This is a genomic window from Blattabacterium cuenoti (genome assembly GCF_014252095.1).
GTDB lineage: Bacteria > Bacteroidota > Bacteroidia > Flavobacteriales > Blattabacteriaceae > Blattabacterium > Blattabacterium cuenoti_F.
This window is the reverse complement of the sequence record NZ_CP059210.1, coordinates 315,585-329,961: the sequence shown is the minus strand read 5'-3', so window position 1 is coordinate 329,961 and position 14,377 is coordinate 315,585. Positions and strand designations below refer to the sequence as shown.

Below are 14,377 nucleotides of genomic sequence, written 5' to 3'. Positions count from 1 at the left end.
TAATGAGAATAGGACTTTTTTTTGGATCATTTAATCCCATTCATTTAGGTCATGTAATTCTTGCTAATCACATAGTAGAGTTTTTGGATATAGATCATATTTGGTTTGTTGTTTCTCCAAAAAATCCACTAAAAAAAAAACGGATCTTTTAGATTATGTCCATAGAATGAAGATGGCGCGCATTGCCGTTGAAGGTTATAAAAAGATGAGTGTACTAGATATAGAATCTGAATTTTCTCCTTCTTATACTATTCATACGCTTAATGTCATAGAGAAAAAATATCCTAAAGAAAAATTTACTCTCCTTATAGGAAGAGATACTTTATATTCATTAAAAAAATGGAAGAGTTATAAAACTATTTTAAATAAATATGAGATTTTCGTATATCCTCGTATTGGTTTTTTCTCTAATCCTTTTTTTAAAAAGGAAAATATCTATCTTTTAAAAGCACCTATGATTGAAATATCTTCTTCTTTTATTCGAAATTCTATTCAAAAAGGAAAGAATATCAAACCTTTGCTTCAACAAAAAGTATGGAAGTATGTGAAAAAACATAAATTTTATAGAAAATAATGAAATCAAAAATGGGATGAATTCTTATCCCATTCTTTTCTTTTGTATTCGTAAGTCTTTTTTAATAATCTTTGAAATTCAAGTTCACAAAATATTTTTTTTATGGAATCCCAATTGGGTTGTTTTACATAAAATTTTTCCTCTTGAAAATAAAAAAAGGGAACGTTAGTAACAATGGTGACTAATCTTTTAGATAGAAGACCTAATTCTTTATTCTTTTCAATATTTTTTTTAATCTTTCCGCTAAGATCATGGGTAGAATTTAAAAAATTTTCAATACTTCCATACTTTTGAATAAATTTTCTAGCATATTTTTCTCCTATTCCCGGTAATCCTGGTATATTGTCAGAAGAATCTCCCATCATACTCCATAAATCTATAAGTTGTTTAGGTTCTATCACTCCAAATTTTTCTTTTATTTCCTCAATTCCTAATATTTTTTTTGGATTTCCTTTAAAAGGAGGTCTATAAATCTGGATGTTTTTTGTGACAAGTTGGCTAAAATCTTTGTCCAAAGTAATGATATAAATTATATATCCTTTTTTTTCTGCTTTTTTTGCTATAGTTCCGATGAGATCGTCTGCTTCGTATCCATCTTTTGCATAAAAGGAGGAAATTCGAAAAGACTTTAAAATATTTATAACATAAGGCATAGCGATAGAAATATCTCTTGGAGTTTTTTTTCTATGAGCTTTATATTTAGGATATTCTTTTTTTCGAAAAGTGTTTCGACTGGTATCAAAAAAAGCCGCCATATAAGAGGGTTTTTCCTCATTTAAAGTATTAATCAAAAAATAAGTAAAATGAATGATGGGAGAAGTGTTTATTCCTCGTGAAGTTAAAAGTGGATTTTTGATATAGGCATAATATCCTTGATAAAGAATAGTGTATGTATCTATTAAAAATAATTTTTTATTCTTCATATTTTATTTTTATTATGTAAATATGTAGGAAAAAAGGATTTTAATCACAACTATTTTCCTGTCTATAGGTAGAGTTAGAGTATAAGGGGTAGGGTAGGATGTCATAAGTATGAAAAAATCAAATAATAAATATACAGTAACTGCTGCTTTTCCATATGCAAATGGACCCATTCATATAGGACATTTAGCTGGTGTCTATTTACCTGCAGATATTTTTGTTCGTTATCTTAGACGGAAAAAAAAGGAGGTTATTTTTATATGTGGATCCGATGAACATGGGGTTCCTATTACGATACAAGCTAAAAAAGAAAATACGACTCCTAAAGAAATAGTCAATAAATATCATTTCATGATTAAAGATTGTTTTGAAAATTTTGGAATACATTTTGATAACTATTCCAGAACTTCTACAGTGATTCATAAAAAAATTTCTACTTCTTTTTTTAATAAACTACATAAAGAAAAAAAAATATTTGAAAAAGTATCTGAACAATACTATGACAATCAATCTAAACAATTTTTAGCGGATAGATATATATATGGAATTTGCCCCCATTGTAAACATAAGGAAGCTTATGGAGATCAATGCGAAAATTGTGGTTCTTCGTTAAGTCCTGAAGAATTAATAAATCCTCTTTCTACTATAAGTGGAAGCAATCCAGTTTTGAAAAAAACTAAACATTGGTATTTCCCATTAAATGAATATCAAAATTTTTTGGAAAAATGGATTTTAATGGATCATCAAAAAGATTGGAAAGTGAATGTTTATGGACAAGCTAAATCTTGGTTAAATCAAGGATTAAAACCTCGTGCTATTACAAGAGATTTGGATTGGGGAATTCCTATTCCGAAAGAGATAGGAAAAGTTTTATATGTATGGTTTGAGGCCACTATAGGTTATATTTCCTCTACTATAGAATGGGCAAAAAGAAAAAAAAAAGACTGGAAACCTTATTGGAAAGATAAAAGGACAAAATTAATTCAATTCATAGGAAAAGATAATATTGTATTTCATTGCATTATCTTTCCAGCTGTACTTAAAGCATATAATCAGGGATATATTTTACCGGATAAAATCCTTGCTAATGAATTCCTAAATTTAGAAAATGAAAAAATTTCTACTTCAAAAAATTGGGGTGTATGGATTCATGAATACTTAAGGGATTTTCCAAATCAACAAGATACACTTCGTTACATTCTTATAGCTAAGATGCCAGAAAAAAAAGATAACAATTTTAATTGGAAGGATTTTCAAAAAACAAATAATACGGAGCTGGTAGCTATATTAGGAAATTTCGTTAATCGGAGTCTGACTTTAATTCAAAAATACAACGATGGGATTATTCCCAATCCTGGTATTTTTTCCATAAAAGATAAATCTATTTTAAAAAAAATAAGGAAATATCCGGAAAATATAGGGAATTTGATCGAATCCTTTCGCTTTCGTGAAGCTTTAGTTTGTTTTATGGATTTAGCTAGGCTTGGAAACAAGTATTTAACGGAAGAAGAACCTTGGAATATCAAAAAAACGGAACAACGGATAGAGACGATCCTTTACGTTTCTTTACAAATTGTTGGAATGTTAGCGCAATTAGCAGAGCCATTTCTTCCATGTACGGCAAAAAAATTATTAAAAATGCTTTGTTTGAAAGCTTTTTTTTGGAAAAAAATAGAAAACGTGAAGGAATTTTTATGTCCAGGACATGTTTTAGGAAAGTCTACATTGTTATTTCACAAAATAACAAATAAAAGTGTTGAAAAACAACTAGAAAAATTAGGGAAAATGACTTATGAAAAGTAAGTTACTCTTTGTCTTTTTTTTGTTATTTTTTTCATGTAATGATGAAGATTTCTTAAAAAACCAAGAACATTCTCAAAATATGGATGATAATTCCATATTTCCTTATCATGAAAAAAATAACAATTCAGATAAATTACGATTTTTTATTTCTGATCATATAATAAAAGCTCCTTTAGATGGATATTTTTTTATATGGGGTACTATGAAATTGAGTCATATTCAAAATGAAAAAAAAAAATATCCCACTATAAGTTATGGAATAGATGTATTTATTAATAATTTTTTAAAGTATAAAACTTATTTTAAAGATTGTCTAAATGAAGAGGATAAAAAGATCTCTAAATTAGATTTAAAAGGAAACTTCCATTTAAAAATTCCAGTAAAAAAAAATGATCAACTATACTTACAATATTCTGTAAAAAGAAAGGATCCTATATCTTTATATTTTTTTGATGAAAAACAAAAAGTTTTAAGGAATGAATTAGATCATATAAAAATCTTTTTCCATCCTTCATCACATAATTAATCAGCGGAGAGAGAGGGATTCGAACCCCCGGAGGTAAAAACCTCAACGGTTTTCAAGACCGACGCAATTAACCACTCTGCCATCTCTCCTAAATTTTAATTTCTACAATATTCCTAAGAAGATCTTGCATAGTTTCTCTTCTTCTAATAAGAAAATCTTTTCCTTTGACAATCATAACTTCAGAAGGTCTATAACGAGAATTATAATTAGAGGACATAGAAAAACAGTAAGCTCCTGCATTTTTAATACATAAAATATCCCCCTCACGGATTTCTGAAATTTGACGATTGAATCCAAATGTATCCGACTCACAAATATATCCTACTACTGTGTAGAAACGAAAACGTCCGTTAGGATTCGAAATATTTTCAATGCAGTGATAAGCCTCATAAAACATGGGACGAATAAAGTGATTAAAACCGGAATCTACTCCAGCAAATACGGTAGAAGTGGTATGTTTAATGACATTGACTTTAACTAAAAAGTACCCAGATTCACTCACCAAAAATTTCCCTGGTTCCCATATCAAAGTTACTTTTTTCCCATACACTTTACAAAAACTTTCAAACTTTTCTATAATAGAACGACTTAAAAAAATCAAATCCGTTTTTATATCATTTTTTGTATATGGAACTTTAAATCCACTTCCAAAATCTATATAATCAATATCTGGAAAATCTAGAGCTATTTGAAATATTACTTTAGCTCCTTGTAAAAAGGCTTCTATATCTGAGATATCAGACCCTGCATGCATATGAAATCCCTCTATTTTCAGTCCTGTATTTTTTAATATTCTTTTTAGATGAGGAATTTGATAGTAAGATATTCCGAATTTTGAATCTACATGTCCAACTGAAATTTTATAATTTCCTCCTGCCATAATATGAGGATTGATTCTTATTCCTATAGGATAATCTGGATGATCACTTCCAAACTGTTCTAAAAGAGATAGATTATCTATGTGAATTCTGACTCCGAAATCAACCGCTTTTTTAACTTCTTTTAGGGAAACACAATTTGGAGTGAATAGAATATGTTTTGGAGAAAATCCAGCTCTTAACCCTAGTTCTACTTCTTGAATAGAAACGGTATCTAATCCACTTCCTAACTTTTGTAAAAATTTTAAAACATTCAAATTAGTGTTTGCTTTGCAAGCATAGTTAATTCTTAAACGTGTAACTTCACTAAAAGCTTTCTTCATCTTTATATATTGTCTTTCTATTTTTCTAGAATTATATATATAAAGTGGAGTTCCGTATTTTTTTCCTAGTTGCATTAACTGGTCTCTAGAAACTGAAGAATTGCTATTTTCATTCATAATTCTATCATCTATCTATATCAGGGCTAAATGAATCACATCATTCATGTCTCTAACATAATCAAAGGTTAATCCCTTTAAGTGGTCTTGTTTAATTTCTTCTACATCTTTTTTATTATCCTGTGAAAGGATAATTTCTTTTATATTAGCCCGTTTAGCAGCTAAAATTTTCTCTTTTATTCCTCCCACAGGAAGAACCTTTCCTCTTAATGTAATTTCTCCTGTCATAGCTAAATGAGGCCTTAACTTTCTTCTAGTATAACTTGATACTAAAGAAGTTAACATAGTAATTCCTGCAGATGGACCGTCTTTAGGGACAGCACCTTCAGGAACATGAACGTGGACATTTCGTTCTTCGAACATTTTAGGGTCTATGTTAAAATCCTTATAATGAGCTTTAATATATTGCAAAGCAATTGTGGCAGATTCTTTCATGACCTCTCCTAAATTTCCAGTAATACTTAAATTTCCTTTTCCCTTAGACAAACTGGATTCTATGTATAAAATATCTCCACCAAAATTAGTCCAAGCTAAACCTGTAACAACGCCCGGAACTTTATTTTCTTCATAACGATCCGGATCATTTGGAATTCCTAGAATTTCCTCTATTTTTTCAATACTTAAACGTTTTACATATTTTCTATCCATAGCAATATGCTTAGCGGCATAACGTGCTAATTTAGCCATATGTTTTTCCAGAGTTCTCAAACCGGATTCTCTGGTATAACTTTCTATAACTTTTTCAATTTGTTGAGTGCCAAGTATCAAATCTGATTTTTTCAATCCATTTTCTTTCAACTGTTTAGGAAGAATATGTTTTTTGACGATTTGAGTTTTTTCCTCTACCGTATATCCATTCATCTCTATAACCTCCATTCGATCTATAAGAGCTGGTTGTATATTAGAAAGAGAATTTGCTGTAGCGATAAACAATACTTTTGACAAATCATAACCCATTTCCAAAAAATTGTCGTAAAATGAGGTATTCTGTTCTGGGTCCAAAACTTCTAACATGGCAGAAGAAGGGTCGCCATTCGCTCCTAAACCTATTTTATCAATTTCGTCAAGAACAAAAACAGGATTGGAAGTTCCTACCTTTCGTATGGATTGCAATAACCTTCCCGGCATAGCTCCAATATAAGTTCTTCGATGACCACGTATTTCAGACTCATCGTGTAATCCACCTAAAGAAATACGTACGTATTTTCTTTTAATAGCAGTAGCTATAGATCTTCCCAAAGAAGTTTTTCCAACTCCAGGTGGACCGTAAAAGCATAGAATAGGGGAACGCATATCTCCTCTTAATTTTAAAACTGCCAAATATTCTATAATACGTTCTTTCACTTTTTCTAACCCGTAGTGATCTCTATCTAATATTTTCTGAGCAAATTCTAAATCAAAACTATCTTTTGAGTATTTTCCCCAGGGAAGATCAATCATCAATTCTAGATAATTTCTTTGAACAGTGTATTCTGGCATTTGAGGATTAGTCCTTTGCATTTTTAGTAACTCTCTATCAAACTGTTTTTTAGCTTCCTTAGACCATTTTTTTCTGGAAGCTTTTGCACGCATTTCATCAATCTCTTTTTCATAAGAAATATCTCCTAACTCTTCTTGTATAGCTTTAATTTGTTGATGTAAAAAATATTCTCTTTGTTGCTGATCCATATCACTACGAACACGGGACTGAATATCGTTCTTTAACTTTATTTGTTGATGTTCTACGTTCAGAAAACGCAGTGTCTCCATGGCTCTTTTTTTTAAATCATCGTACTCTAACAATTTTTGTTTGTCTCTAGTAGCTAAATTCATATTAGCTGCTACAAAATTGATTAAAAAAGAAGGGCTTTCTATATTACGAATAGCAATGCTTGCTTCTGATGGAATATTTGGATTATCCTGAATAATTTTTATGGCAATTTCTTTGATGGATTCTACCAAAGCAAGGTATTCCTTATCTTTACAAGAAGGTTTCTTTTCTTCTAAAGCTAGAATTTCTGCTTTAAAATATGGATCTTTTTGAATAAAACGATTGACCTTAAATCTTCTTTTCCCCTGTAAAATAACAGTGGTATTTCCATCAGGCATTTTCAATAACTTCAATATTTTAGCCACTGTTCCTATAGAGTATAAATCTTTTTCACTAAGATTTTCTATTCCGGAATTTTTCTGTGTTAATACCCCAACGGTTTTATCCAATCCATAAGCATCTTGTAATAATTGGATAGATCCACTTTTTCCTGCTATAATGGGAAAAACAATTCCGGAATACAAAACCATATTTCTCACTGTTAATATACATAATTGTTCCGGAATGTCATCTTTAAGAAGCTGATCTTCTTCATCTTGACTCATTAAAGGAATAAATTCTGCTTCAGACTCGAATCCAGATTCGGTAAATATATTTTTTAGTAACATAAAAAAATAGATTTCTTACTTAAATGAGGATTCCTATCCTATTCTTTACTATTCTATCTAGAGGAACCACCACCTTAAATATACTGTTTTCTATATGAAAAAAAAAACCCTAACGGGGTACTTATTTTCTTTTGAAGAAACGATTATTCAGTATGAAAAATTGATTTATTTTTCTTTTTTTTCTTGTTCAAGAAATTTCATAAAAATATCTTCCGTTAAAATTTTTATATGGTTTTTTTTCATACACTTTTCAAGTTTAGAACCAAAGTTTTTTCCTACAACAAGAAAATGAATTTTTTTATTCACCGTATGAAATACTCTTCCTCCTAAAAGTTCTACCAATTTTTTAGCTTTATTACGGGTCATACTAGACAGTCTTCCTGTGAATAAAAAAGATTTTCCTTCAATAGGAGAATATTGGTTTTTTACAGGGTTTTTTTTGTAGAAATCTGAAAAATTTAATCCATGTTTCATCAGGATCTCCACAATTTTTTTGTTCTCTTTAATGGAAAAAAAAGTTTTTATACTTTCTGAAATTTTTTTTCCTATTCCTGAAATAGAGGTTAATTGAGGTTCTTCTGCCTGCATTAAGGAATTTACATTTGAGAATTTTTCGGTTAATTTTTTAGAAATATCTTCTCCTACATGAGGAATTCCTAAAGCATATAAGACTCTTTGATAGAGATTATCTTTTGATTTTTCAATATTTTTTATTAAAAAATCTGCTAGTTTTTCTTTCACTCCATCTATTTGAAGAAGTTTTTCCTTTTTTAATTGATATAAATCGGAAATATTATATAAAAAACCTTTTTGGTACAATTTTTTTATCATTTCCTTTCCAATTCCTTTTATATTCATAGCTCTTTCACTCACAAAATGTTGTATTTTTTTCATGTTTTGAGAAGGACAAAAATTATTGGGACAGTAGAATAATTCATTTTTTTTTCTTAAATGGCTCTTACATGAGGGACATTTTTTTAAGAAATATATAGGAGAGGCATTGATTAATCTTTTTTTTAAATTTATTTTAGCTACTTTAGGAATAATATCTCCTCCTTTTTCTAATAAAAGAGCATCTCCATAATGAATTCCCATTTTTTGGATAAAATGATCATTATAAAGCGTCACTCTTTTCACTATGGTTCCAGAAATTTTTTTTGGCATCACCTCGGCTACAGGAGTAATGATTCCAGTACGTCCTACTTGAAATTTCAGGTTTAATAATCTTGTCTCCGATAATTTTTTTGGTCTAAATTTGTAAGCTATAGCCCAACGGGGATATTTATTCGTATATCCTAAAAGAAATTGATTCTGATATTCATTGACCTTAATGACTATTCCATCAATCTGATAGGGAAGTGTTTTTTTCCATTGAGTCCAATAGTCCAAGAAATGAAATATATCCTTGGTTTTTTTACTACAAAGTAAAAAATTTTCTGATATTTCAAAACCCCAATTCCGTAGGGTTTTTAAAGCTTGATATTGTGTATCAAAAGGCAAATTTTTTCCCATTACAGAGTATACTATACAAGATAGAGTCCGTTTATATACTTCTTTACTATTCTTAATTTTCAGAGTTCCACTCGCTGTATTTCTAGGATTAGCATAAGGTTTTTTTCCACTTATTGTGCGTTTTGCATTGATTTCTAAAAATTTTTTTATAGGAAGAAAAATTTCTCCACGTATTTCAAGATATGACGGATGCTTTTCCCCTATTAATTTTAGGGGAATGGATTGGATGGTCCGTACATTTTCTATGACTTCTTCTCCTTTTTTTCCATTTCCACGAGTCACAGCATGGGTTAAAAAGCCGTTTTTATAAATTAAATTAATAGAAACTCCATCATATTTTAGTTCACATACGAAAGAAAGAGAAGAAGAAATGGATTGATGAATCCTTTTTTTCCAAGTTATTAACTCTTTCTTAGAATAGGTGTTTTGAAGAGAGTACATTTTATATTTATGAGAATAAATGGAAGAATTTGTATATTTTTTTTCTCCTTCTACTCCTATTCTTAGAGTGGGGGAGCTAGGATCATAAAATTCTGGATGTTCTTTTTCCAATAGAAATAATTCTCTTAATTTTTTATCAAAATTGTAATCAGATATCTCAGAAGTATCCAGGGTATAATATTGATAATTATATTCTGAAAGTTTTTTTCTTAGCTGAAATATTTTTTCTTTGATTTCTTTTTTATTTCTATCTTGTTTCATGTTTTTTGGTAATATATAGCACGAATCATTCGGAAAAAACCTTGGAAATCTCTTCTAATTTCTAGATTTATGAATCCCTTTTTTTTCATAAATTCAATGAAATCTAGATAAAGGAATTGATTGATTTCAAAGTAAACACATACTAATACTCCAGTAAATTTTTTTTTGATCCAGGAAAGAATTTTTTGATAAAAAATGAATGGGGCCTCATCAGGAACAAATAAAGCTTGAAAAGGTTCATATTGAAAAATATTCGGATGCAGTAATTTTTTTTCAGAGATTCTTACATAAGGAGGATTGCTTACGACAATGTTAACAGGATATTTTTTTAGAATGGAAAGAGAAATTAAATTTTGCAATATATCCACTTTTTTGAAGAAAATTTTTTCTTTTTGAAATTTGGAATTAATATTTGCTATAAAAAGACTTTCAGGAGAAACATCTACGGCATGAATATGCCGTATTTTAGGAAGTTTCTTTTTTAAAGAAATCCCAATACATCCACTTCCTGTACAAAGATCAAATACTTGAACGTTTTCACTATTTTTTTTGTGATCCTGTATAATCCAGGATACAAGTTCTTCGGTTTCTGGTCTTGGAATAAAGACTTTTTCATTAACTAAGAAATCCATTCCAAAAAAGGAAGTCTTTCCAATTACATACTGAATGGGTCGATTTTTTTTCAATTCCCATAATTTTTTTATCAATTTTTTGTAAATATAGTCTTCTATTTTTTCCTTTTTACTTAATTTTAAAATAATTGTGATTTTATCACATTTCAGCACGTGTGTAGTAAGCAAAAAAAAGAGATTCTCTAACTCTTGAGAGTCTGGATAAATTTCTTGAAGAGCATCATAAAATAGATGGTAGAATTTATCAATAGACATTCTACAATATACGAATTAAAAAAAAATATTTATTTTTCCTACTTAGTTTAGTATTAGAATTTTTTCCTATGTTAGATGAAGATACCATTGTTGCTTTGGCAACTCCTATGGGATCCAGCGCGATCTCTGTTATTCGTATTTCTGGAAATCATTCCATATCCACTGTTGAAAAAATTTTTTTTTCCGTTATACCTGGAAAAAAACTAGGGAATCAATCCACACATACTCTTCATCTAGGGTCTATTGTGGATGAAAATGTTTTATTGGATCAAGTATTAATATCTCTATTTAGATCTCCTTTTTCTTACACAGGAGAAAATATGATAGAGATATCTTGTCATGGATCTTATTATATTCAACAAAAAATATTGCAATTGCTGATCAGAAAAGGATTACGTTTAGCTCGTCCTGGAGAATTTACACTTCGTGCCTTTTTAAATAAGAAAGTAGATTTATCACAAGCTGAAGCTATAGCAGATCTGATTTTATCTGAGAATCAAGCTTTTCATGAAATATCTTTGCAACAAATCAAAGGATCCTTGACTCATACCATTAAAAATTTACGAAAAAAATTATTGGATTTTGCATCTCTCCTAGAATTGGAATTGGATTTTTCCGAAGAAGATGTGATCTTTGCAAAAAGATCAGAACTTTTTTCTTTCTTAAAGGATTTAGAAAAAACATTAAAAGATTTAATTGAATCTTTTTCACTAGGAAATGCGATAAAAAAAGGAATCTATGTAGCTATTATTGGAGAACCAAATGTAGGAAAATCTACGTTATTTAATTACGTGATTCAGGAGAACCGTTCTATTATATCTCATATAGAAGGAACTACTAGAGATAGTGTAGAAGGAGAATTTGTTTTGAATGGGATCCATTTTCATTTTGTGGATACTGCAGGAATTAGAACAACTCAAGATCCAATAGAAATGATGGGAGTTCAAAAAACGATGGAAAAGATACAAGAATCTCAAGTTCTCTTATATCTTTTTGAAGCTTCTACCAAGGAGAAAAAAAAACAGAAAAAAATTCTTCATGAAATTCAACTTCTTCACAAAAAATATCCACTGAAAAAAATTTTAGCTATTGCTAATAAATCAGATGTATCTTCTTTTAAAGACTTCTACAATATAAAGTCAAAAATTCCTTATTTTTTTGAAATTTCTGCAAAAAATCATCACGGGATAAAAAAAATTCTCTATACTTTAAGTAATTTATTCATAAAAAAACTACAAGAAAAAAATATTATTGTGACACAAAGCAGACATTATGAAGCTTTGAAAAAAGCTTTAGAAGAGGTTTTTTTAGCTCATGAAGCCTTTAAAAAAAAGATCTCAGAAGATTTAATTTCTATACATATTAAAGAAGCTTTGCGGTATTTAGGAGAAATAACCGGAGAAATAACAAATGAAGAGATCCTCAAAAACATATTTTCAAAATTTTGTATTGGAAAGTAAGATTCATGATGCAAAAAAAATACAATCTTGTCAGAGTTCGTTTTGCTCCTAGTCCCACAGGTCCATTACATTTGGGTGGAATAAGGACCGCTTTATACAATTATCTTTTTGCTAAAAAATATGGAGGATCCTTTGTTCTTAGAATAGAAGATACGGATCGAAAAAGATTTGTTCCTAATTCTGAATCCTATATTATGGAGACCTTAAAATGGTGCCAGATAGAACCTGATGAAGGAGTTGGTTATGGAGGAGTTCATCTCCCTTATCATCAATCTCAACGTGGAGATATTTATCGATTCCATCTTTCTAAATTATTAGAGAAAGGACATGCTTATTACGCTTTTGACACAGATGAGGAACTTTATATCAAAAGAAAGGAATATCAAAATCGTGGATTAACCTTTTCCTATAATGCGAGTATAAGAATGGAAATGAAAAATTCCTTGAACATGACTAAAAAACAATTATATACAAAATTAAATTCTGGTTTTCCCTATGTTATTCGATTTAAAATTACACCTGGAGAAAAATTGAAAATGGAGGATATGATACGTGGAAATATTGTAGTCCACACAGATAGTTTAGACGATAAAATATTGTTAAAATCTAATGGAATAGCTACTTATCATCTAGCTAATACGATAGACGATCATTTAATGAAAATCACTCATGTGATCAGGGGAGAAGAATGGCTCCCATCTATGTCTTTCCATCTATTATTATATCGTTCTTTTGGTTGGAGTCCGCCTATTTTTGCACATTTACCTTTAATATTAAGAGAGGATGGAAAAGGAAAACTTAGCAAAAGAAACGTAGAAGATTTAGATTTTCCTATATTTCCTTTACAATGGAAAGTTCCAGAAACTAAGACGATCATTCCAGGATACAGAGAGTTAGGATATTTTCCAGAAGCTTTCGTTAATATGTTAGCTTTTTTGGGGTGGAATCCAGGAATCCAAAGAGAAATTTTTTCCTTGCAAGAATTAATTCATTTCTTTTCTTTAAAAAGAATCACTCAATCTGGAGTTTATTTTAACCTAAAAAAAGCCAATTGGTTCAATAAACAATACTTGAAAAAAAAAGGGGGGGAAATATTTTCTTATCTTTCTATAGAATTGCAAAAACGTTCTATTTCCTATGAAATGGATTATTTATATAAAGTCATCCATCTCACAATCGATAGGCTGCATTTTATCCATGAAATTTGGAAACATTCTTTTTACTTTTTTATTTCTCCTAATTCTTATGAATACAGTTCTTTTAATCAAATTTTTCATCAAAATATCATTGATCAATTAGAGTCTTGTAAAAAATCATTATTAAATATTCCTCAATTTACATCCGTAAATTTGAGATTGTTATTTCAGAAATACAATAAAAAAAATAAAGATAAAATGATGAAAATATTTCGTTTAGCTTTAGTAGGGAGTCTACAAGGGGTTGATCTTTTCATGATTTTTGAAATGTTAGGAAAGAAAGAAAGTATCCAAAGGATAGAAAAACTAATGAAAAAAATAAGAGAAAAAATCTAGATTTTTTTGAAAAAAGAACATAAAAACATAGATTTACACTTTTGAAAAAAAAATTCCAATGCTGAGACATTATGAAAATATCATGATAATCACTCCTATTTTGTCTGATGATCAATCGAAAAAAACGGCAAAAGAGTATGAAAATTATCTCATCCAAAAAAATGGGGAAATAGTTCATCAGGAACATTGGGGATTAAAAAAATTAGCTTATCCTATTCAAAAAAAACAAAGTGGATGTTATCATTTATTTGAGTTTTTATTAAGTTCTAATTTAGTCTATGATTTAGAATTGAAATTAAGACAAGACGAACGTATTTTACGTTTTATCACTGTAAAATTAAATCAAGATGGAATAGAATATGCAGAAAGAAGGAGAAATAAATTATTAAACAAAGACCAAAAATTATGATTTTAGAAGAGGAGATCAATCAAACCCATCATAAAAAACAACAAAAAGGGGTAGACAGCGATTTAAGATACTTGTCTCCTCTTAAGATAGAAACTAAAATAGAAAAAAAATATTGTTATTTTAAAAAAAGAAATATTAAGTATATAGATTATAAAGATCCTACCTTTTTGATCAAATTCCTGAATGCGCAGGGTAAAATATTGCCACGTCGTATTACAGGAACTTTACAAAAAAATCAAAATAAATTAAATGCGGCTATAAAAAGATGCCGACAAATTGGACTTTTACCTTTTGTGACAGATGACTTAAGATAAA

At 29.3% G+C, this 14,377-nt stretch carries 11 protein-coding genes, 1 tRNA gene and 1 pseudogene; 7 read left to right on the top strand and 6 right to left on the bottom strand.

Annotated elements, in window-relative coordinates; genetic code table 11:
• Positions 1 to 2 precede the first annotated feature (2 nt).
• Positions 3 to 574 (top strand): annotated as a pseudogene (nadD, locus tag H0H45_RS01580) (nicotinate (nicotinamide) nucleotide adenylyltransferase).
• 5 nt (positions 575 to 579) lie between these two features.
• Here nadD and H0H45_RS01575 read toward each other — a convergent pair.
• Entirely contained in the window at positions 580 to 1,497 is a 918-nt protein-coding gene (locus tag H0H45_RS01575; protein WP_185866330.1) for a 5'-3' exonuclease, read from the bottom strand.
• A gap of 109 nt (positions 1,498 to 1,606) precedes the next feature.
• On the opposite strand from H0H45_RS01575, the gene metG reads away from it, so the two are divergent.
• Together metG and H0H45_RS01565 are read left to right on the top strand one after the other, a co-directional pair.
• A complete protein-coding gene (metG, locus tag H0H45_RS01570) occupies positions 1,607 to 3,298 on the top strand; it encodes a methionine--tRNA ligase (RefSeq protein ID WP_185866329.1) in 1,692 nt (563 codons plus the stop codon).
• Positions 3,288 to 3,824, top strand: a complete 537-nt coding sequence (locus tag H0H45_RS01565) for a hypothetical protein (RefSeq protein ID WP_185866328.1) — start codon at positions 3,288 to 3,290, stop codon at positions 3,822 to 3,824. Before metG ends, H0H45_RS01565 begins: the two co-directional genes overlap by 11 nt.
• 4 nt (positions 3,825 to 3,828) lie before the next feature.
• On the opposite strand, the gene H0H45_RS01560 is transcribed toward H0H45_RS01565, so the two are convergent.
• From H0H45_RS01560 to H0H45_RS01540, 5 genes are all read right to left on the bottom strand, one after another.
• Positions 3,829 to 3,913, bottom strand: a tRNA-Ser gene (locus H0H45_RS01560).
• Complete coding sequence (gene lysA, locus H0H45_RS01555; RefSeq protein ID WP_185866327.1) at positions 3,913 to 5,142, bottom strand: diaminopimelate decarboxylase; 1,230 nt, start codon at positions 5,140 to 5,142, stop codon at positions 3,913 to 3,915. Before lysA ends, H0H45_RS01560 begins: the two co-directional genes overlap by 1 nt.
• Before the next feature lie 15 nt (positions 5,143 to 5,157).
• Positions 5,158 to 7,560: an endopeptidase La gene (gene lon, locus H0H45_RS01550; RefSeq protein ID WP_185866326.1), complete on the bottom strand. Its 2,403-nt coding sequence runs from the start codon at positions 7,558 to 7,560 to the stop codon at positions 5,158 to 5,160.
• A 165-nt stretch (positions 7,561 to 7,725) separates the two neighbouring features.
• Complete coding sequence (gene ligA / locus H0H45_RS01545; protein WP_185866325.1) at positions 7,726 to 9,774, bottom strand: NAD-dependent DNA ligase LigA; 2,049 nt, start codon at positions 9,772 to 9,774, stop codon at positions 7,726 to 7,728.
• Positions 9,771 to 10,661, bottom strand: a complete 891-nt coding sequence (locus tag H0H45_RS01540) for a N5-glutamine methyltransferase family protein (RefSeq protein ID WP_185866324.1) — start codon at positions 10,659 to 10,661, stop codon at positions 9,771 to 9,773. Before H0H45_RS01540 ends, ligA begins: the two co-directional genes overlap by 4 nt.
• Before the next feature lie 68 nt (positions 10,662 to 10,729).
• On the opposite strand from H0H45_RS01540, the gene mnmE reads away from it, so the two are divergent.
• From mnmE to rpsR, 4 genes are read left to right on the top strand one after another with little or no spacing between them, the layout of a single operon-like run.
• Positions 10,730 to 12,121, top strand: a complete 1,392-nt coding sequence (gene mnmE / locus H0H45_RS01535) for a tRNA uridine-5-carboxymethylaminomethyl(34) synthesis GTPase MnmE (RefSeq protein ID WP_185866323.1) — start codon at positions 10,730 to 10,732, stop codon at positions 12,119 to 12,121.
• A gap of 5 nt (positions 12,122 to 12,126) precedes the next feature.
• Positions 12,127 to 13,653 (top strand): glutamate--tRNA ligase, encoded by a 1,527-nt coding sequence (gene gltX, locus H0H45_RS01530; RefSeq protein ID WP_185866322.1) that lies wholly within the window; start codon positions 12,127 to 12,129, stop codon positions 13,651 to 13,653.
• A gap of 58 nt (positions 13,654 to 13,711) precedes the next feature.
• On the top strand, positions 13,712 to 14,062 hold the full coding sequence (gene rpsF / locus H0H45_RS01525) for a 30S ribosomal protein S6 (protein ID WP_185866321.1): 351 nt from the start codon (positions 13,712 to 13,714) through the stop codon (positions 14,060 to 14,062).
• Positions 14,059 to 14,376 carry a 30S ribosomal protein S18 gene (gene rpsR / locus H0H45_RS01520; RefSeq protein WP_185866320.1) on the top strand — a complete coding sequence of 106 codons (318 nt, stop codon included), beginning with the start codon at positions 14,059 to 14,061 and terminating at the stop codon, positions 14,374 to 14,376. Before rpsF ends, rpsR begins: the two co-directional genes overlap by 4 nt.
• The last annotated feature ends 1 nt before the right edge of the window (position 14,377 follow it).

Coding starts and splice junctions, on each gene's coding strand:
- rpsR (WP_185866320.1), top strand. CDS start 14,059: ATGATTTTAGAAGAGGAGATCAATCAAACCCATCATAAAAAACAACAA.
- ligA (WP_185866325.1), bottom strand. CDS start 9,774: ATGAAACAAGATAGAAATAAAAAAGAAATCAAAGAAAAAATATTTCAG.
- metG (WP_185866329.1), top strand. CDS start 1,607: ATGAAAAAATCAAATAATAAATATACAGTAACTGCTGCTTTTCCATAT.
- mnmE (WP_185866323.1), top strand. CDS start 10,730: ATGTTAGATGAAGATACCATTGTTGCTTTGGCAACTCCTATGGGATCC.
- gltX (WP_185866322.1), top strand. CDS start 12,127: ATGATGCAAAAAAAATACAATCTTGTCAGAGTTCGTTTTGCTCCTAGT.
- lysA (WP_185866327.1), bottom strand. CDS start 5,142: ATGAATGAAAATAGCAATTCTTCAGTTTCTAGAGACCAGTTAATGCAA.
- H0H45_RS01540 (WP_185866324.1), bottom strand. CDS start 10,661: ATGTCTATTGATAAATTCTACCATCTATTTTATGATGCTCTTCAAGAA.
- rpsF (WP_185866321.1), top strand. CDS start 13,712: ATGCTGAGACATTATGAAAATATCATGATAATCACTCCTATTTTGTCT.
- H0H45_RS01565 (WP_185866328.1), top strand. CDS start 3,288: ATGAAAAGTAAGTTACTCTTTGTCTTTTTTTTGTTATTTTTTTCATGT.
- lon (WP_185866326.1), bottom strand. CDS start 7,560: ATGTTACTAAAAAATATATTTACCGAATCTGGATTCGAGTCTGAAGCA.
- H0H45_RS01575 (WP_185866330.1), bottom strand. CDS start 1,497: ATGAAGAATAAAAAATTATTTTTAATAGATACATACACTATTCTTTAT.